Origin of the sequence: Bacillus sp. SJZ110 (assembly GCF_006715455.1) — a bacterium.
In the GTDB taxonomy this organism is placed as follows: Bacteria; Bacillota; Bacilli; order Bacillales; family Bacillaceae; genus Bacillus; species Bacillus subtilis.
In genome coordinates this window covers 103788-121787 of record NZ_VFNF01000002.1, presented here as the reverse complement: position 1 = coordinate 121787, position 18000 = coordinate 103788, and the positions used below count along the sequence as shown (strand labels likewise).

At 44.1% G+C, this 18000-nt stretch carries 20 protein-coding genes; 8 read left to right on the top strand and 12 right to left on the bottom strand.

Features of this window, described 5'->3' with window-relative positions; all coding sequences use genetic code 11:
• The first annotated feature begins 107 nt into the window (after positions 1-107).
• Together FB592_RS06145 and FB592_RS06140 are read left to right on the top strand one after the other, a co-directional pair.
• The gene (locus FB592_RS06145; RefSeq protein WP_003245590.1) at positions 108-626 is read left to right on the top strand and encodes a DUF3267 domain-containing protein; all 519 of its coding nucleotides are present in this window, start codon (positions 108-110) and stop codon (positions 624-626) included.
• A 107-nt stretch (positions 627-733) separates the two neighbouring features.
• On the top strand, positions 734-916 hold the full coding sequence (locus FB592_RS06140; RefSeq protein WP_024571667.1) for a hypothetical protein: 183 nt from the start codon (positions 734-736) through the stop codon (positions 914-916).
• Positions 917-968: 52 nt separating this feature from the next.
• Here the strand turns inward: FB592_RS06140 and yhzE2 are convergent, their stop codons facing one another.
• Positions 969-1055 carry a sporulation protein YhzE2 gene (gene yhzE2 / locus FB592_RS06135; protein WP_003155248.1) on the bottom strand — a complete coding sequence of 29 codons (87 nt, stop codon included), beginning with the start codon at positions 1053-1055 and terminating at the stop codon, positions 969-971.
• A 124-nt stretch (positions 1056-1179) separates the two neighbouring features.
• A complete protein-coding gene (gene yhzE1, locus FB592_RS06130) occupies positions 1180-1266 on the bottom strand; it encodes a sporulation protein YhzE1 (protein ID WP_003327753.1) in 87 nt (28 codons plus the stop codon).
• 159 nt (positions 1267-1425) lie between these two features.
• Here yhzE1 and prsA point away from each other — a divergent pair, with 159 nt between their 5' ends.
• Positions 1426-2304 carry a peptidylprolyl isomerase PrsA gene (gene prsA / locus FB592_RS06125; RefSeq protein ID WP_014476317.1) on the top strand — a complete coding sequence of 293 codons (879 nt, stop codon included), beginning with the start codon at positions 1426-1428 and terminating at the stop codon, positions 2302-2304.
• A 40-nt stretch (positions 2305-2344) separates the two neighbouring features.
• On the opposite strand, the gene yhaL is transcribed toward prsA, so the two are convergent.
• The 6 genes from yhaL to FB592_RS06095 form a co-directional block, all read right to left on the bottom strand.
• Complete coding sequence (yhaL, locus tag FB592_RS06120) at positions 2345-2557, bottom strand: sporulation protein YhaL (RefSeq protein ID WP_003233252.1); 213 nt, start codon at positions 2555-2557, stop codon at positions 2345-2347.
• 124 nt (positions 2558-2681) lie between these two features.
• Complete coding sequence (yhaM, locus tag FB592_RS06115) at positions 2682-3626, bottom strand: 3'-5' exoribonuclease YhaM (RefSeq protein ID WP_003245698.1); 945 nt, start codon at positions 3624-3626, stop codon at positions 2682-2684.
• Positions 3627-3699: 73 nt separating this feature from the next.
• On the bottom strand, positions 3700-6591 hold the full coding sequence (gene sbcE / locus FB592_RS06110; RefSeq protein ID WP_129110487.1) for a DNA repair/recombination ATPase SbcE: 2892 nt from the start codon (positions 6589-6591) through the stop codon (positions 3700-3702).
• Positions 6592-6595: 4 nt separating this feature from the next.
• A complete protein-coding gene (locus tag FB592_RS06105; protein WP_014479332.1) occupies positions 6596-7822 on the bottom strand; it encodes a metallophosphoesterase family protein in 1227 nt (408 codons plus the stop codon).
• A 106-nt stretch (positions 7823-7928) separates the two neighbouring features.
• On the bottom strand, positions 7929-9188 hold the full coding sequence (locus FB592_RS06100) for an ABC transporter permease (RefSeq protein WP_003244912.1): 1260 nt from the start codon (positions 9186-9188) through the stop codon (positions 7929-7931).
• Complete coding sequence (locus FB592_RS06095; RefSeq protein WP_032725309.1) at positions 9181-10077, bottom strand: ABC transporter ATP-binding protein; 897 nt, start codon at positions 10075-10077, stop codon at positions 9181-9183. Before FB592_RS06095 ends, FB592_RS06100 begins: the two co-directional genes overlap by 8 nt.
• A gap of 126 nt (positions 10078-10203) precedes the next feature.
• On the opposite strand from FB592_RS06095, the gene FB592_RS06090 reads away from it, so the two are divergent.
• Complete coding sequence (locus FB592_RS06090) at positions 10204-10389, top strand: YhzD family protein (protein WP_015715596.1); 186 nt, start codon at positions 10204-10206, stop codon at positions 10387-10389.
• Positions 10390-10408: 19 nt separating this feature from the next.
• On the opposite strand, the gene FB592_RS06085 is transcribed toward FB592_RS06090, so the two are convergent.
• Positions 10409-11176 carry an enoyl-CoA hydratase gene (locus FB592_RS06085; protein WP_015715595.1) on the bottom strand — a complete coding sequence of 256 codons (768 nt, stop codon included), beginning with the start codon at positions 11174-11176 and terminating at the stop codon, positions 10409-10411.
• A 165-nt stretch (positions 11177-11341) separates the two neighbouring features.
• Between FB592_RS06085 and khtS the strand changes: the two genes are divergently transcribed.
• From khtS to khtU, 3 genes are all read left to right on the top strand, one after another.
• Positions 11342-11680, top strand: a complete 339-nt coding sequence (khtS, locus tag FB592_RS06080) for a K(+)/H(+) antiporter modulator KhtS (protein WP_080286178.1) — start codon at positions 11342-11344, stop codon at positions 11678-11680.
• Between the two features lie 63 nt (positions 11681-11743).
• The gene (khtT, locus tag FB592_RS06075; protein WP_003233269.1) at positions 11744-12241 is read left to right on the top strand and encodes a K(+)/H(+) antiporter subunit KhtT; all 498 of its coding nucleotides are present in this window, start codon (positions 11744-11746) and stop codon (positions 12239-12241) included.
• Positions 12242-12247: 6 nt separating this feature from the next.
• On the top strand, positions 12248-13465 hold the full coding sequence (khtU, locus tag FB592_RS06070) for a K(+)/H(+) antiporter subunit KhtU (protein WP_003233272.1): 1218 nt from the start codon (positions 12248-12250) through the stop codon (positions 13463-13465).
• A gap of 17 nt (positions 13466-13482) precedes the next feature.
• Here the strand turns inward: khtU and FB592_RS06065 are convergent, their stop codons facing one another.
• Both FB592_RS06065 and FB592_RS06060 read right to left on the bottom strand, forming a co-directional pair.
• A complete protein-coding gene (locus tag FB592_RS06065; RefSeq protein WP_014479327.1) occupies positions 13483-14988 on the bottom strand; it encodes a coproporphyrinogen III oxidase in 1506 nt (501 codons plus the stop codon).
• A gap of 111 nt (positions 14989-15099) precedes the next feature.
• Positions 15100-15966, bottom strand: a complete 867-nt coding sequence (locus FB592_RS06060) for a Cof-type HAD-IIB family hydrolase (protein WP_003233277.1) — start codon at positions 15964-15966, stop codon at positions 15100-15102.
• A gap of 485 nt (positions 15967-16451) precedes the next feature.
• Here FB592_RS06060 and FB592_RS06055 point away from each other — a divergent pair, with 485 nt between their 5' ends.
• A complete protein-coding gene (locus FB592_RS06055; RefSeq protein ID WP_003233279.1) occupies positions 16452-17525 on the top strand; it encodes a DNA alkylation repair protein in 1074 nt (357 codons plus the stop codon).
• Positions 17526-17568: 43 nt separating this feature from the next.
• Here FB592_RS06055 and FB592_RS06050 read toward each other — a convergent pair whose 3' ends face one another.
• A complete protein-coding gene (locus tag FB592_RS06050; RefSeq protein ID WP_003224239.1) occupies positions 17569-17922 on the bottom strand; it encodes a YlbF/YmcA family competence regulator in 354 nt (117 codons plus the stop codon).
• Positions 17923-18000 lie beyond the last annotated feature (78 nt).

Sequence of the window (18000 nt, the reverse complement as noted above, 5' to 3'; positions counted from 1 at the left end):
AAATACCTGCCGGATGATATTTTTTCTTAAAAAAGCATTGATTTTTTCTCTTGGGAGGAGTAAATTATTTTGAGATTCTATTCAAGATGTATGGAAGGATGACTTTGATGAATTGCTGGAAGACCATAAATCTCATGAAGGATTATGGCGCCGTTCGCATAATATTAACTGCTGTATGTTTTATGATTTTGGTTTTTATATCTACCTTTTTAGCTTTTGAGCTGCTGCGGCCTGGCACAAGCTTAAGCGATGAATATGTATCTTTATTCGGCGGTTTGCTCGTCGTTATTTTATTTGTACATAAAGTCATCCATGTCCTGCCAATCATCTGCAAAAAAAGAAAAATAGAAAAAAAGTTTTACATATTGCGCATGCGCACATGGAAACGTATACCAAAAACAACAATGCTGATTTCACTCGTCAGCCCGTTCTTGCTGATTACACCGGTATTGTTTTACGCAGCACTGGCATTTCCGAATCACGCTCATTATTTTTGCATGATCTCGGGCATTCACGCCGGCTACTGTCTGCCTGATTTCCTGCTGGCTCTCAAGCTGATAAAAGCACCGAAAACCGCTTTTATTGATCAGGAAGCTGACGGCTTGGATATTCTTGTTGAAAAGTAGTCAAACCCTGGTGCTGGTGGCGATTTTTCAATTTGCATTCTATCTTTTTTAATAAATATTTGGTAATGTAATATGGGACAGTTCAGAGAGAGGGGGAATCTCCCATCATTTTATTCTATTTTATCGTGGCTGCCGTGTTTATTTTATATTTCATAAACAGGCTCACCAATACATTATGCCTTGTCAGAGAGATTCCTGAAGAGCGGCAAGATAAGGTATTCCGATTTATTAATGTATCTATATTAATTTTACTGATCTCTTCGTTTGTGGAGATCTCCTTTACAGTGTAAATACGAAAGAAAGCATAGCTGCTGATTAAGCAGCTATGCTTTTTTATGTTGATTAGTACAGCCAAGAAGCGCCGATGATAATCAATAAAATAAATAACACAACCAATAAAGCGAATCCGCCTGCAAATACTTCACCCATCTTAAAAAGCACCTCCTGTAATAAGCTTTATTTACCAATTACATGTTATGCAATTCATGTTTGAAACGATTAGGCGCTAGTGAAAATAAAGGATCGCTTATGTTGCAAGCGATCCTCGGTCTGCTTAGTAGATGTAAGCTGCACCTACGATGATAAGCAAAATGAACAGTACTACGAGCAACGCGAATCCGTTAGAGTATCCTCCGCTCATGTTACATACCTCCTTTTCTTGATCAATATATAAGTATGTCATCAGCAAAAGTTTGACTAGACGAATGCCCTTTATTTAAAATCTTTTTACAGAAAGCCACAATATGTTATGATACGCATAGGTAATTTAATTTGGAATGATTAGGAGTGTTTGAAAACAATGAAGAAAATCGCAATAGCAGCTATCACTGCTACAAGCATCCTCGCTCTCAGTGCATGCAGCAGCGGCGACAAAGAAGTCATCGCAAAAACTGACGCAGGCGATGTCACAAAAGGCGAGCTTTACACAAACATGAAGAAAACAGCTGGCGCAAGCGTACTGACACAGCTAGTGCAAGAAAAAGTATTGGACAAGAAGTATAAAGTTTCGGATAAAGAAATTGACAACAAGCTGAAAGAATACAAAACGCAGCTTGGCGATCAATATACTGCCCTCGAAAAGCAATATGGCAAAGATTACCTAAAAGAACAAGTAAAATATGAATTGCTGACACAAAAAGCGGCTAAAGATAACATCAAAGTAACAGACGCCGACATCAAAGAGTACTGGGAAGGCTTAAAAGGCAAAATCCGTGCAAGCCACATCCTTGTTGCTGATAAAAAGACAGCTGAAGAAGTAGAGAAAAAGCTGAAAAAAGGCGAGAAGTTTGAAGACCTTGCAAAAGAATACTCAACAGACAGCTCTGCTTCAAAAGGCGGGGATCTTGGCTGGTTCGCAAAAGAAGGCCAAATGGACGAAACATTCAGCAAAGCTGCATTCAAATTAAAAACAGGTGAAGTCAGTGACCCTGTCAAAACGCAATACGGCTACCATATCATTAAAAAGACAGAAGAACGCGGCAAATACGATGATATGAAAAAAGAACTGAAATCTGAAGTGCTTGAACAAAAATTAAATGACAACGCAGCTGTTCAGGAAGCTGTTCAAAAAGTCATGAAGAAAGCTGACATCGAAGTAAAAGATAAAGATCTGAAAGACACATTTAATACATCTTCAACAAGCAACAGCACTTCTTCATCTTCAAGCAGTTCCAAATAATAAAAAAGCTGTGCAGGCTCATTGAGCCGCACAGCTTTTTTTATGCGATGGAATGGTTTTGATTTTCTTCTTCATGCTGCTGAGAACTGCGGCGTTCTCGCTCCTTTTCCATCCTCTCCATATAAATCTGCCCTTCTTTTTCAATAAAAGCCTGGTCTACTTTTTCTTCCTCTTTGGCTGCCGCCACAAGTTTATATGCGCTGAAAATAATGCCTACAATACAAAGATACACCCACCACGGAAAAAATAACACGGGCTCCTCCCCCTTTGCATAGATTCTTTATTCTTAACCATATGCGGGAATGAGACGAGTTATGTGCGGGAAAGACGCATCAAAAAGGACTGAGCTGAATATGTCAGCATCAGTCCTTTTTACGTTATTTATGAAATGTCGGTTTATAAAAGGAACGGTTTTCCAGTGCGAATACACGTTCAGTATACTCGCCAGGCTTCACGCGCTCAAGCGCTCTGTCCATCATATTCATTTTTGCATCCAGATTGTCTATATAGTGAAGAATTTCCGCTTCTTTCACCATCGGCGGTTTCGGGCTGCCCCATTCTGCTTTGCCGTGGTGACTCAAAATCAAATGCTGAAGAATTAACACCTCTTCAGAATCGATTTGAAGCTCCTCAGCCGCTTTTGAAAGCTCTGTCACCATGATGGAAATATGGCCAAGCAAATTGCCTTCAACCGTATATGAAGTGGAAACAGGGCCGGACAGCTCCTTCACTTTTCCAAGATCATGCAGGATGACACCGGCGTAAAGCAGATCACGATCAAGAGAAGGATATAAATCTGCTATTGCCTTCGCCAGGTTCAGCATAGAGACAACATGATACGCCAAACCTGAGACAAACTCATGGTGGTTTTTCGTAGCCGCCGGATAATCCATAAACTCAGCTTCGTGTTTTTTAACCAAAAACCTTGTGATTCGCTGGATATTCGGATTTTTCATTTCAAATATATATTGAGTGATGGTATCCATCATTTCATTTTTTGGAATCGGCGCGGTTTCTAAAAAATCATCAATATTGACGTTTTCTTGCTCGCTTACCGGTCTGATATTTCTTAACTTCAGCTGGGTGCGTCCGCGATAATGATGAACATCGCCGACGACCTTGACAATCGTCTGCGGCGCATAGGTCACTTCATCACTTTGCTTGGCATCCCACAGCTTCGCTTCAATATCGCCTGACTGGTCTTGCAGCATCAGCGTCAAAAACGGTTTTCCATTGCTTGCAATCCCTTTCGTCGAGGATTTAATCAATAGATACTGGTCCACCTGTTCGCCAACCTCATGTAGCATAATCCCTTTAGCCATTCTATTAAAGCTCCCTCCGTATCTTACATAATACCAGTATATCACATACCGATTTTCAGCTATAGAACCTCTTTTATGAGACCAAATGGATGATTTGGCTGCTATGAAATGCATCTTTTACGTGCTCATGGCATGTAAAATACAAAATCTGCCTACCGCCTTCAGATAAATCATACAGAACATGTAATACACGTTTCAGCCTTTCCTGATCAAAATGAACAAAACTGTCGTCAAGCTGGAACGGAAGCTTTGACCCACCCTGGCGCGTAACGGCCAAAGCAAATCGGATCGCTGTATACAGCTGTTCACACGTCCCTTGTGACAGCTCTTCCGCATGATAGACAGTTCCATCGCGATGCATAACCATGATCGAATCATCCGTTTCGGAAAAATAAATGGTTTGGTAGTTTCCGTCAGTCAGAGGGCGGAAGAATTCTCCTGCCGACTCTAGAAGGCGCGGAAGCTCGATTTTTTTATGCCGCTCCAATTTGTTTCTGATCACCTGTTTGACCATTTGTATCGAGGCCCATTTTTTAGCCGTTTCTTTTACACGTTCTTTTTGCATTTCGGTTTGAAGCTTGAGGTCTGAGACCAATCCCGAAGCCTCTAATTGTTCCTGTTTGACTGAGAGCAGTGCGATTTGGCTGCGGAGCTGCTCGATCTCCTCAGTCAGCCGCTCTTTTCTTTCATTCTCAACAAATTGCTTATCTTTCAATTCAGAAAGCGTATTGGAATCCGCCAGTTCAAGTTCCTCCGGGTACCCGCCTTGAAGCTGTGCGTTTACGTGATGAAGCTTGTTCTCCGTATCCTTCAATTGCCTGCTGATGTCGGCTATGGCAAAAAACGCATCTCTGTCTTTTGCAGCAGCCGCGGCAAATAACTGTTCAATCTGTGCGTGGAAATACTGTATTTCTTGCTCAAGTTCAAGCATCTGTTCCTTTGTATAATGAATATCTGTTTCAATTTCCTTTTTTTGCTTCTCAATTTCTTTTTCACGTTCAATGTTTTTCCGCAATGTGTGAAGGGCGTCCGAAATGGAGATATCCTGACTCTGATTCACGGGAAGAAGCATACTGACGCGTTCTTCGAATGTTCTCCGGTGCTTTTTCAGCCTGCCTGCTTCAATGGTCAGCTCATGCTTTTTCTTCACTTCTTTTTTAACATCCTTCATTAAGCTGTATGCATCAAGCAAAAATGATGGATCTTCCTTAAATCCGAGCTCATTCATAAAACGCTCAACCTGTGTAAAGGACGGCGCCATTTCGGCTTCCCACTGTTCAAACTGCTGGATGACCCTTTCATACGCCGCCTCCTTTTGCTGGAGCGCTGCACGCTGTGTGAGAAGGTGCTGCTTATTGCGGTCATCCTCCCATAACGCTTCTCTAAGCATTTCAGCTTCTGCTGGTGAAATATCCGTCATGGGCTGTCTTGTCTCTCGGCTGTTTCGAGAAGACGATTTTCCTGATACAAGCCAATACACAATAAGTGCAGCGCCGAAACTTATGGCGGGAATCCATTGCTGCAGCAGAGAAAAGAGAACGATGAACAACATACCAGCTGCAATGACAGTCTTTTTCTGTTTAGCCTGCTGTCTTTCAAAAAACGTTAGCTGTTCTCTGAGCTTCGCTTGCTCTTGGTGCTGCCCCTGTGTTTCATCATATGCTCTAAGAGCAGCTTCTTTATCTTTTCTTTGGCTATCTTCAAGAATCGCGGACGAAGCGGCACGAACGGCCTTTTCCGTGTCTTCCAGCTCTTGCCGGGCAAGTTCAAATGTCTCGTCAAGCTGCCGTTTTCTGTCTCTTGCCTGTACATATTGCTGCACCGCTTGCTGAAGCTGCCATTCATAATCATATGAGGTGTTCATATTCAGGAGCTCATTTTCATCCGTTTTATTGAGCTGTTCCAGCCCTGCCGCTGTCTGCGCAGACGTCTGGCGCAGCTGTGCCTGAATGGCTGCCAGCTGTTCTCCCCAGGATTGGTACATATGAAACGCTGCCGAAAGCTCTTGTATCAGCGTTTCTTTCGCCAATAGTTCTTTATCGGGGATAAGCTTTTGCCTCTGTTTGTCCAACTCCGCCATCTTCACCCGAAGCGCCTCAAGCTGTGCTGATTTCGGGTGAAGATGGGATTCGTATTTTTCCAGCTGATGCAGGCCGTCAGCAGGAAATTGTCCTGCATGTTCCGGATATTCTGCAATCACCTGTTCGAGTGTCGCTTTTTCATTTAGCAGCGGCTTTCGCTCAATCGCTCCCTCAATCATTCGGATATGTCCCGCCGTCTCTTTCAATTCGGTTTCCGCGGCTGCAAGGCGGGCTACAAGCGTTCGTTTTTCCTCGAGAAGCTGATGATAGCCCGCTTCCTCTGCTTCAGCCTGTTTTAGCTTCACTGCCAGCTGCTTAAGCGTTTCCAGCTCCTGATTCAATTGAGGGTTTCGCCCATTTGGTTTATAGAGCCTTTCGCTTTCCTTCGTCAGCCTTGAATCAAGCTTTGATACGGCTTCAGCACCAAACAAGCTGGAAAAGAGCAAAAATTCCCCTATCTTGTCCCGATTAAAGGCGTGAATTTCCTGCAGCCCGAATACGTCGAACGAATATATGGCTTTGTACAACGACCTGTCTGTGCCCTGGAACAGCTGCTTTAAAACATCTCCCTGCTTTACTTCGCCCTTTTCTGTGTACACGCTTAGTTTTTCGGCAGTCCCTTTCGTCCGTTCGATCTTCAGCACCCCATACTCAGGATGTTCAGCTTCAAGAACACCGCCGTAGACACCGCCTGTTTTCGGTTCATATTTTTTCGTTTTCGGAAAACCGAACAGCATGCTTTCAATGAATGACATCATCGTCGTTTTTCCTGCCTCATTTAATCCGTAGATGACTTGGACAGGAGAGGCGGAAAAGTGAAAGGTCCGATTGGAAAATTTTCCGTATTGGTAGATATGTAAAGATATAATTCGCAAAGCTGTCACCGCCTCATGTATCAAGCACCTTAAGCTGTCTTTTCAATAATATCTGTGCCTGCTCTTTTATTTCCTTTACCTCCTCTTGGCTAAACCGGTCCGCGTGCCTTCTATACACTGGATGCCGCTCAAGCCCTTCCAGCACGTCTGACAGATCGCTGCGATCAATGTCTTCAAATAAACCGCCAAAAAAAGGATCAAGGTTTGTTAGGTTTGCTTCGTTTTCTGTCTCATCGTCCAATCTAAGAGGCCAAACGAAATGTTCCTCTTCCGCTTCTTGTTCCTGAAGAGCTTCAAGAAACTCATCCAAGGTGCCTTTTGGCGCCTCCAGCAGCCATTCCGGCGCCGTCCCTTGTAAAACAAGCCTTACACAAACAGGGCTCCCCTTTTTCCGCAGCTTCGAAAACGTGTCCTCCACCATTTGGAAGAGGGCTGTCATATTCTTTGCCTCCGTCACATCAACCGCCGCTTTTTCCCACAGGACATCATGCGCTCTCTGAAATTCATAAGATATATCTCCGTTTGTCACATGAACGAGATAATAGCCTTTATCTCCCGTCTCCTTTATATGGCGTGCTTGCGTGTTTCCCGGGTAAATGACTGCCGGATGCTCGGCAGATAGAACCTGGCGTTTATGTATATGGCCAAGCGCCCAATAATCCATCCCGCTTTTCACGAGGTCGTCATGTGTAAACGGGCAATACGGATCGTGTCCTTCAGATCCTGACAGCGTGCCGTGGAGCATGCCGATATGAAACGGTGCGTCAGTTGATCTCCGATAGCGGGCGGCTTGGTTTTCCGTCACTGCTCTGGCTTGATAGCTGAAGCCGTAAATGCTTGCTATGCGCCTGCCTTCTTTAAAAAACGATTTTTCTTCTGGAACAGCGGACGAAAAAATATGGACATTCTCAGGCCATTCAATCGGCGTCCACTCCCCGCCAAGATGATCGTGATTCCCAAAGATGACGTATACCGAAATCCCGCACTCTCTGAGTCTTTCAAACTGTTTTTTCAAAAAGAGCTGAGCCTTTAAGCTTCGATTGGCTTCATCAAACAGATCTCCCGCCAGCAAAATGAAATCAACGTGCTCTCTCACTGCGGCGTCTATCATATGTCTCACGCTTGCAAACGTGCTTTCTTTAATCCGGGCAAAAATCGGCTCCGGCAGATGCGATATCCCGTAAAACGGGCTGTCAAGATGAAGATCTGCCGCATGAATAAAGGTTAGATCAGTCAAGATTCTGCTCCTTTCCAGGATGAAGTACCCTTATTTTAGCACCGAATTCTTGCGAATGCACGTTCTGTCAATAAAGAAACAGCCTGAGAATCCCCAGGCTGTTTTCCAATCAGTTTTTCGCTAAACGAAGCGCTTGTTTGATCGCTTTGAACGCGCTTGAATTGCCGTAAATTAATACACCGCCTTTATAAATTCTGGCGCCGATAACGGCCAGTATGACAATGGTGAGCAGTGTGATTCCGATTCCGACAGCCGCCTGCCAGAACGGAATATCAAGCATGCCGACGCGCAGGAACATAATCATTGGCGTAAAGAACGGAATAAACGAAGTTACCGTAATAAATCCTGCGTCAGGCGCATTCAAACCGAACATCGCGATCATAAAACCGGCGACAACCAAAAGCGTCATCGGCGTGATCGTTTGCTGCACGTCCTCTATTCTGCTGACGACACTGCCGAGAAACGCGGCAAGTGTCGCGTACAAAAAGTATCCGAGCAAAAAGAAAATGACAGCATAGATGACAGTGGTTGCAGATACGTCGGTCAGATTAAGGAATCCGCCGACAGATGAAGCCGTTTCGCTCTTTTGGTTCAGCTTAAGCGACAGAGAGCCGGCTCCTATAATAATAGCAAGCTGTGTGATCCCGACAAGCCCGATACCAAGCAGCTTTGCAAACATTTGCTGGATCGGCGGCATACTTGAGATCAGGATTTCCATAACTCGCGAAGATTTTTCTGTAGCGACCTCCATCGCAATCATGCTGGCATACATAATCACCGAAAAATAAATGACGAACAGCATAATGTAAACAAGCCCTACCGTCTGGCCAAGCTCTTCCTCAGACTTTGCCCCTTCTTTCAGCGCCTTCTGCCCCACAGTAACGGGCGCATAAAGGCTGCTAATCGTTTCCTGCGACACGCCGAGCTCCGCTGTTCCGACAGCTGTTTTGGTTTGCGTCAGCGCCTGCTGCAGCGTTTGATACGTGCTTTCATCAGAAATCGTTAACGCTTTATATGTTCCTGAAATGGTCCCTTTTTCATCTCGTTTGATGATGAGCATGCCATCGAGTGATTCATCTTTGACTTGCTTTGTGACCTCATCCTCCGATTGCTTCGACAGCTTCACATCAAGATCGCCGTCAGTATCCACCGCTTTCAGCTGCTTTGAAAAAACCGGATATAATTCGTTTGTTTCATCAACAACGGCGATTTTTTCTTTCGCATCGTCACCTTGAAACAAAGAAATGATCGACTCCAGATTCGTTACAACTAAAACAAGCAGCACCGTGATGACAGTCGAAATAATAAAGGATTTTGCCATAATCTTATTTTTGTATGTATGAGAAAGCATGATCCAAAATTTATTCATAGACGGCCCCCACCTTTTCTATAAAAATATCATGCAGTGACGGCTCTTCAAGCTCAAACTTTCTGATAAACCCTTTTCCCTGTAGCATCGCAAAAATCTCTTGAGAAATGTCTTCATTGGCAATCTGCAGCTTGACGCCGTCGGCCGTCTCCTTCCATTGTAGAATGCCTTCATGAGACTGCAAAAAGCTTAGATCGTCATCGGAGTGAATGGTGACGTTCTTTTTGCCAAAGGAGCGCTTGATCTCCTTCAGCTTGCCTTGCACGACCGGTCTTCCTTTCTGCAATATGCAAAGGTTCTCACAAAGCTCCTCCACATGTTCCATCCGGTGGCTTGAAAATAAAATAGAAACGCCGCTGTTTTTCAGCGAGATCACAGCCTCTTTTAGCAGCTCAACATTGACAGGGTCCAGGCCGCTGAAAGGTTCATCGAGAATAAGCAGCTCCGGCTTATGCAAAACTGCCGAAATGAATTGGATTTTTTGCTGATTCCCCTTTGAAAGCTCTTCCACCTTCTTATTCTCGTAATCTGTAATATTGAAGCGTTCAAGCCATGTCCCGAGCTCTTTTACAGCCTCCCGCTTCTCCATCCCTTTTAATCTGGCGAGATAGACAAGCTGATCCTTTACCTTCATTTTCGGATAAAGGCCCCGCTCTTCCGGCAAATAACCGATTTTGTTGCTGATATGATAATTCACAGGTCGGCCCTTCCAGCTGATTGAGCCCTCCGTAATGCTTAATAATCCTAGGATCATGCGAAACGTCGTCGTTTTTCCCGCTCCATTTGCGCCTAACAGACCGAACATTTGCTGTTCCGGAATATCTAAGTCCAATCCGTCAACGGCTTTATAATCTCCAAATGTCTTCGTTACGTGATCAATTGTAAGCACTGAATCTCCTCCTTCCCTGACCCATTATATACTAATTTTGGATAAAGCATAATAAAGGATTTTGATTTCCTTTTTAGAATATAAATGAAGAAAGACTGATGAACCTTAAAATGGAGGAGAAACCTGATGGCTGATTATTTCCTTACCGTATTTGATCCTTCGGGGAACACGCTGGTAAACGAGCGATTCGAGGCAGAACATGAAGAAGCGGCAAAAACGCATGGTGAAGCCCTCTTAAAAGAAAAAGAGCTTCATAGTCATACTCATCGTTTAGTCAATGCAGCCGGAAAGCTGATTTTGTTTCACAGATGATCAGCTTCCGGCTGATCTGTTACGCTTGAAACTTCGGCTCCCGTTTTTCTAAAAAGGCACGGATTCCTTCTTGGTGATCCTTGGTCCTTCTCATTCTCTCTTGGGCGCTGCGCTCAAGGGATAGCACTTTTTTCAGTTCTTCAATCTGGAGGCTTTGAAAAATAGCTTTCGTTTCGATCATCGCCAAAAGAGGGGAGGCCAACAGGGTTTCGATAATGGGTCTTGCGCCTTCGGCAGGGTCTCCGGCAAATGTCCCATCAAGAAGCCCCATATCGGCAGCTTCTGAGGCAGATAGTTTTTTTCCGCTCCAAATCAGTTTTTTCGCTTTTGCTTCACCGATTCTTTTCTTCAGCAAATAATGTCCTCCGCCGTCCGGAACAAGCCCAATGCCGATAAAATTCATCGCGAGGACGGCGTTTTTTTCAGCGAGCACAATGTCCGCACAAAGCGCCAAACTCAGGCCCAGTCCCGCAGCAGCGCCATGAATGGCTGCAATTGTCACTTTCTTCATCTGATATAAATTCAGGGTGACAGCCTCAATCGTATCCATCAGCCGTTTAAATTGATCAGAGTCATGCTCTGATGTCATCATCTTGATATCACCGCCGGCCGAAAAGCCTTTCCCGCTTCCTCTCAGGAGAACGATGAGCGCCTCGCTTGCAGCCGCCATTTCGACTGCCTCTTTCAATTCAGACAGCATCTGTTCATTCAGGGCGTGATGGGCATCAGGCCGATTCAGGATAATCTCTGCAACAGCCCCATTACATGCATATTGAACAAACTCCATATAAAGCACCTCCATGTATGCGCTTACTTTTTTTCTTTCTCCTATACATTCCCCGCCATCCTCAAATAAACCTTTTTATTTTTCAAGGTCAATAGATACTGAAAAATGCATATTGTTTGAATGGAAACATAAAGTTTTATATAGTGAAAAAGAAGGGATATCTTGATGAGAAGGGAGGAAAGGAACATGGATAAATTGCTGATCAGTTTTCTGTTAAGTTTATTTATGGTGTACTTTCCCCCTTCGGACGTGGTTCTGCCTTCCCAGTTTGAAGCAAGCACTGACAGCTATGTGCCTATGACTTCATATCCGCAGGAAACACAATCGGCAAAAACCCCGTCGCCGGGCAGCATGCACCCGGCTGAGCTGATCAAAGAGTACAGCCCGCTGGCACAGTCTGTCAGGCAGCTCTCTGTCAAACCACTTGACGAACCGCTGATAAACAGGCTGGAAAAGGCTTGGGCCGTCCCTGTCAAATACCAGTCTAATTACCTCCGAATATAATTTGCTCAAGTTTTATTTGTAACTCACCCCATACTGCCAACACTACATTCGGAGGGATTTTCATTGAATATTAAAGAAAACGATCTGCCGGGCATCGGCAAAAAGTTTGAAATCGAAACAAGAAGCCACGAAAAAATGACGATTATCATTCATGATGACGGAAGAAGGGAAATTTACCGGTTTAATGACCGGGACCCGGATGAGCTTCTTTCAAATATTTCATTGGATGATTCTGAAGCAAGGCAAATTGCAGCTATTCTCGGGGGCATGGTCTATAAACCGCAAGCTCTGGAGTCCATCGAAATGGCCTTCAGCGATCTTATTATTGAATGGTTTAAGGTCGAAAAAGGCGCCAAATCGATCGGGCGCACACTCGGAGAGCTTGATGTTCGCCAGAATTACGATGTCACTGTGATTGCCATTATCAAACACAACCAGGAAAAGCTCCTAAATCCCGGAGCCGATTCGATTATTGAAGAAAATGACACCCTTGTCCTCTCAGGTGAGAGAAAGCATCTGAAGAAACTGATTCACGATTTTCTTTCTGGAGAGGGCGTGTGAGCCCCGATGGACCATCTTGTATTTGAAGTCGGAACTGCACTTGTGCTTGTGGCAATCGCCAGTGTGATCGCCAATAAAATTAAATTTTCGATTATTCCGTTTCTGATTGTGCTGGGGATGCTTGTTGGACCGCACGCGCCGAAAATGGGGATTATTGATCTAACATTTATTCAAAGCAGTGAAATCATCGAGTTTTTCGGGCGAATGGGCGTACTGTTCCTCCTCTTCTATCTCGGACTCGAATTCTCTGTCGGGAAGTTAATCAAATCAGGAAAATCAATCGCGGTCGGCGGGACGATTTATATTTTGATTAACTTCAGCCTCGGACTGCTTTACGGGTTTATCACTGGATTTTCCTTTCTGGAAGTCCTCATCCTCGCAGGAGTCATCACAATCTCGTCAAGTGCGATTGTCGCAAAAGTGCTCGTTGATTTAAAAAGAACCGCCAACCCGGAAACCGAATTGATTCTCGGCATCATCATGTTTGAAGATATTTTCCTTGCCGTATATCTGTCCGTTGTTTCCGGCCTTATACTAGGTGATGCGACATCCGTAGGGAGTGCACTCTTGTCCATTTTGATCGCCTTCGGTTATATGCTGCTGTTTTTTATCGCAGCAAGAAAACTCCCGCCGCTGTTGAACAAACTGTTGGACATTCGCTCAAACGAAGTGTTTATTATCGTCATTTTCGCAGCGCTCTTTTTTATCGCCGGGTTTTCCGAGACGATTCATGTAGCAGAAGCAATCGGCGCGCTGCTGCTCGGTTTGGTCTTTTCAGAAACAGAGCATTCCGATAGGATTGAACACCTCGTTGTTCCGTTTCGCGACTTCTTCGGTGCGATGTTCTTTTTCAGCTTCGGCCTCAGTATCGATCCGTTTTCGCTTGGTGAAGCGGTTTGGCTTGCGTTGGGTGCAGTGATTTTGACCATTCTGGGAAATTTTATCGCCGGAATGGTGGCAGGACGACGCGCAGGGCTTTCTCATAAGGCTTCATCGAATATCGGGCTGACGATCGTATCGCGGGGAGAATTTTCGATTATCGTTGCGAATCTCGGAATAGCCGGCGGACTGTCGGCCACATTAAAGCCGTTTGCCGCATTATATGTCCTCATTCTGGCGATTTTGGGACCGCTTGTCACAAAGGAATCAAAACGAATTTACCGCTTGCTGAACAAGGTATTTAAATGGAAGCCTGAGGTTCAGCCCGCAAAAAAACAGGGATAAAAAAAGCAGCACTGTAATCAGTGCTGCTTTGTCGTTTTTTCAAAAATCTGCTCTAAATATTTGATTTTTTCGTCCGTGTAGTGCTCGAAGCGCTCATTGTACGATTTCGGATCTTTCGGATTCGCAAAATGCGTAATTTTCCCTGTATCCCGATCAATAAATTTACTAGCAGCGCCGCAGCCGATGCCAATAATCGTCTGCACCTCTTCCATAATCATAATGTTGTAGATGCTTTCTTGTCCCGGCAAAGAGTATCCGACGTTTTCAAGGTTTCCAAGAATGTTTTTCTGGCGGTATAAATAATAAGGCACGTACCCATGCTCTTTCGTCCAGGCTACCGCGTCTTCCATCATTTGAGAAACCTCTTCCCTGCCGGCAACTTTGTACTTATGTTTGTTTCTCGTCATTTCTGACGCCCGTTTAAATGAAAGAGTATGAACGGTAAGGGATTCCGGCATCAGTTTTTCTGTTTCTGAAAGACTGTGCCTGAACTCCTTCACGCCTTCCCCAGGCAAACCAATAATCAAGTCCATGTTGATATTATTCATGCCATGCTGGCGTGACAGATGATATTTCTCAATGGTTTCTTCAACCGTATGGTGCCGCCCGATCGCCTTTAGCGTTTCGTTTTCATAGGATTGCGGATTGATGCTGATCCGATCAATGTCATATTTGTTTAAAACGGCGAGTTTTTCTTCTGTAATCGTATCAGGACGACCGGCCTCCACCGTAATCTCACGAATGTTTTTCACATCCGGGAAGGAGCGGACCATTTCTTCATACAGCAGATCCATCTCCTCCGCTGTAATGCTTGTCGGCGTCCCGCCGCCAAAGTAAATGGTTGTAACCTTAACATCATGCTCCTTCAGCCATTCACCGATCTTCTGCATTTCGTAATGCAGTCCCCATAGGAATGAGCCGACTCTGCCTGCCTGTCCCTGGATGGCATACGCAGGGAATGTGCAATACGCGCATTTTGTCGGGCAGAACGGAATGCCGATATAAATGCTGACTTCATCCTTTACTCGGTACAAATCCGGCACTGCCGCCAGCTGACGATCAACAATTTCCTGCATTAGCATGATTTTTTCATCATGAATTAAATAGTCTTTTTTCAACTCAGCATGCGCTTGCTCCTTGGACATTCCGCTTTGCAGTTTTTTATGAAGCAGCTTTGTGGGCCGGATTCCTGTGAGGATTCCCCACTTCTGCGTAATGCCCGTATGCGCCTGAAGAAGATTGAGATACACATAAGAAATTGTGTTTTTCACTTGCTTAAAAGCTTCTTTTTCATTCATGCCGGGAGAAAAGAATTTTGTATGCTGTTCCTTTATGCCAGTACCCTTCACTTCTCCCGAAACCGTCACATGCTCATCCGTTTGTGACAACGCTAAAGAAATGACAAAATCTGCGGGCTCCTCTCCGCCATACGCAAGCTCGCACTCTTCATAAAACAAATTTGCAATATTTTGCAGAGGCCGATGCAGGCGGTCATCATGTATGCCTTCTATTTTAATTTGCAACTTCATCACCTAATTTATCAGATTCAAAACTTTCTTTAGTGTACAGAAATAAACTGCTAAAATCAATCCGGCAAAAAAGCCGCCGCACCTGTCAGGGCGCGAGCGGCTTTTTTACACACGTTTCATGTGGAACTTATCAAGAAATCCTTTTCGCTGCTGCATTCGGAAATATTCCTTCATCATATAAGCGACACCTTGCTCGTCATTGGACCTTGTAACCCAATCTGCCTTTCTCTTAATTTCCGGAACGGCATTCCCCATCGCTACCCCAAGACCGGCAAGTTCGATCATCGGCAGATCGTCATACTGATGCCCAATGGCCACGACATCATCCATACTCAGGCCCAGCTCTGAAGCGACGAGGGCCAAACCCGCTTCCTTCGAGACACCTTTCGGGACGATATTCAGCTTCTCATCGTTTACGCGAATCACGTCCACCGCAGGGAAGGCTTTTGTAATCGTTTCTGTAATGTCATGCTGAATGTCGTGCTCCGTGTACACCTCGATGACGGGTGCACTCACCGGCTCATCCATGAGGAGATCGCTTAATGATTCAACGAACTGGACTGGATAAAAGATCGGGTCAGACGGATGAATGAGTGCTTTCCCCAATAAATTCGAATTCACCTTTTTCTTGTTTCCGATGGAATACTTTTCGTGAAGAAGCCGAATATTACATTGATAGCTCTCCAGCACTTGAACAATGTTAAAGGTATGATCATCAGAAATTCTTTTTTCAAAAAACGGGGCGTCAATTTTCTCAGCGATATATGCCCCGCTATGGGTGATCAGCTTGGCATCAAGCTTTAGCGATTTCGCTATTTTCTGTGCTGAGCGAAAATGACGGTTGGTCACAAGTGTGACGTAAATCCCTTTTTTCTTTACATATTCAATCGCGTCTTTCGTTGCCTGATGAATCTTCCCGTTCGACCGAAGCAGCGCTCCATCTATATTTAAGGCAAGCAATTGTTTTGACACAGAGATGTCCCCCTCCTTGATGACTGTACTTGTGTATAGGATATGACCCTGTCTCTGTGTTTAGAACAACCTTTTCTTAAAGCAAAAAAAGCCTGGCTCAGCAGACTTTATGTATGGCTTGTTGATAGGATACGATCGAAGCAGCCATTCTCCCTAATATCGTTATTTCGATTTACGAAAAATCATGTATCAGGAACCCCTTGTTTGACCAATGATGCGCTCCGAACACTTACTCTCTGTTGCTTATCCCCTCTATATAACGGCATGATATGCGACCGTATCCATTTGAAATAGGTAAGTGTAGGCGCTTTCAATGTTATTATCTCAGTTTTCCTTTCCGATGACAAGGGTTTTTTTAACTAAAAAAAGTAACCAACTTTTGTATATCCGTGGTAGGATCAGTTGTTAATTTTTAGGACTATACACTTGATCCAGAACGTACATTCCCATACAATATAAATAATAAACGAAAAAGCGGTGTTTATATGGCTGATTTAAAAGAAATATATAATGAAGAACTGATATCTCAGTTGATCCATCATGTAAGGTCATCCTATCCTGATTTTAACAAAAACAGATTCTTGGGTACATTACGGCTGGAGGACTGGCCTGAACTCACTTTAAAAGAGCGGATGCGCCGCGTGACAGTTTCTTTATACGAAACTTTGCCAAAACAATACGTTGAAGCGCTCACAATTTTACGGGATACAGCCCCTCATTTTAAAGGACTCAGCGGAATTTTATTTCCAGATTATGTGGAACAGTACGGGTTAGCGCATTGGGAAGAATCAATAAAGGCATTGGAATACTTTACGCAATATTCGACCTCAGAATTTGCTGTAAGGCCTTTTTTGCTGTTAGATCAAGAAAAGATGATTGCACAATTGCTTGCATGGTCTGAGCATAAAAATGAACACGTGAGAAGACTTGCGAGCGAAGGCAGCAGGCCCCGCCTGCCATGGGGAAAATCGATACCGGCTTTGAAATCGGACCCTTCCCCCGTATTGCCGATCCTTGAGAAGCTGATGCAGGACGAGTCCTTATATGTAAGGAAAAGCGTGGCCAACAACCTTAATGATATATCAAAAACGCATCCTCATTTACTGAGAAAAGTCGCAGATCAATGGTACGGAACACATCCCCATACAGACTGGATTATCAAACACGCCTATCGGACCTTATTAAAAAAGGGTGATAAACAGGCCTTAGCGCTTTTTGGTTATGAAAATGCTGATTCGATACAACTACATGATTTAACATGCCAGCCCAAACGTATAGTTATTGGCGAAAGCCTTGAATTTTCTTTCTATATTCATTCAGACAGGGATCAAAAAGTAAGAATTGAGTACGCAATTGATTTTGTAAAAGCAAGAGGCCAGCGTCATCAGAAAGTATTTAAAATAACAGAAACAAATATACGAAAAAACGAAACGAAGTCATACACAAGAATCCAATCCTTTAAGGATTTAACCACCAGAAAGCATTACAAAGGAATTCATACATTATCAGTCATCATCAATGGAGAGGTAAAAGATTCATTGGATTTCCAAGTTTGCTGAATGAATAAAAAATCCCTTCTTATCCAAGAAGGGATTTTGCTTATTAGCCTTCAACACTGCCGTAAAGCTCTTCTAAAGGCTTCATAATGATTTTGTTCAATTCACCAATCAGCATGCTCATGCGCTGCTCCGCTTCCATCAGCTGAGAAATTTTTTCGTGCTGCTGTACAAGCGCAACTGTTTTTTGAGCCTGCGTCACTTCTTCTTGTGTAATCTCTTCTCCTGCCATTTGTTTTTGCTGGAGTCTAAGCTGTACATCACGGAAGTTTTCGAACATGCGCTTCGCTGATTCATCTGCGTTAACTTCGTCGTAAAGGTTTTTTAAACGGGTGAACTCTTCGCTCCCGCGTAATGCATTTTCCAGATCATACGCTACATCATAAAAATTAACAGCCATTGTAAATAGCTCCTTTCATCATTGCCGTTTGACATACCACTCCACTATAACAGACTATGGAGATCCTTTCATTAATCA

Excerpts from the sequence above, each read along its gene's own strand:
- prsA (WP_014476317.1), top strand. The coding sequence starts at position 1,426 with ATGAAGAAAATCGCAATAGCAGCTATCACTGCTACAAGCATCCTCGCT.
- khtU (WP_003233272.1), top strand. The coding sequence starts at position 12,248 with ATGGACCATCTTGTATTTGAAGTCGGAACTGCACTTGTGCTTGTGGCA.
- yhaM (WP_003245698.1), bottom strand. The coding sequence starts at position 3,626 with ATGGCTAAAGGGATTATGCTACATGAGGTTGGCGAACAGGTGGACCAG.
- FB592_RS06145 (WP_003245590.1), top strand. The coding sequence starts at position 108 with ATGAATTGCTGGAAGACCATAAATCTCATGAAGGATTATGGCGCCGTT.
- yhzE2 (WP_003155248.1), bottom strand. The coding sequence starts at position 1,055 with ATGGGTGAAGTATTTGCAGGCGGATTCGCTTTATTGGTTGTGTTATTT.
- FB592_RS06100 (WP_003244912.1), bottom strand. The coding sequence starts at position 9,188 with ATGAATAAATTTTGGATCATGCTTTCTCATACATACAAAAATAAGATT.
- FB592_RS06050 (WP_003224239.1), bottom strand. The coding sequence starts at position 17,922 with ATGGCTGTTAATTTTTATGATGTAGCGTATGATCTGGAAAATGCATTA.
- FB592_RS06055 (WP_003233279.1), top strand. The coding sequence starts at position 16,452 with ATGGCTGATTTAAAAGAAATATATAATGAAGAACTGATATCTCAGTTG.
- FB592_RS06085 (WP_015715595.1), bottom strand. The coding sequence starts at position 11,176 with ATGGAGTTTGTTCAATATGCATGTAATGGGGCTGTTGCAGAGATTATC.
- yhzE1 (WP_003327753.1), bottom strand. The coding sequence starts at position 1,266 with ATGAGCGGAGGATACTCTAACGGATTCGCGTTGCTCGTAGTACTGTTC.
- FB592_RS06090 (WP_015715596.1), top strand. The coding sequence starts at position 10,204 with ATGGCTGATTATTTCCTTACCGTATTTGATCCTTCGGGGAACACGCTG.
- khtS (WP_080286178.1), top strand. The coding sequence starts at position 11,342 with ATGAGAAGGGAGGAAAGGAACATGGATAAATTGCTGATCAGTTTTCTG.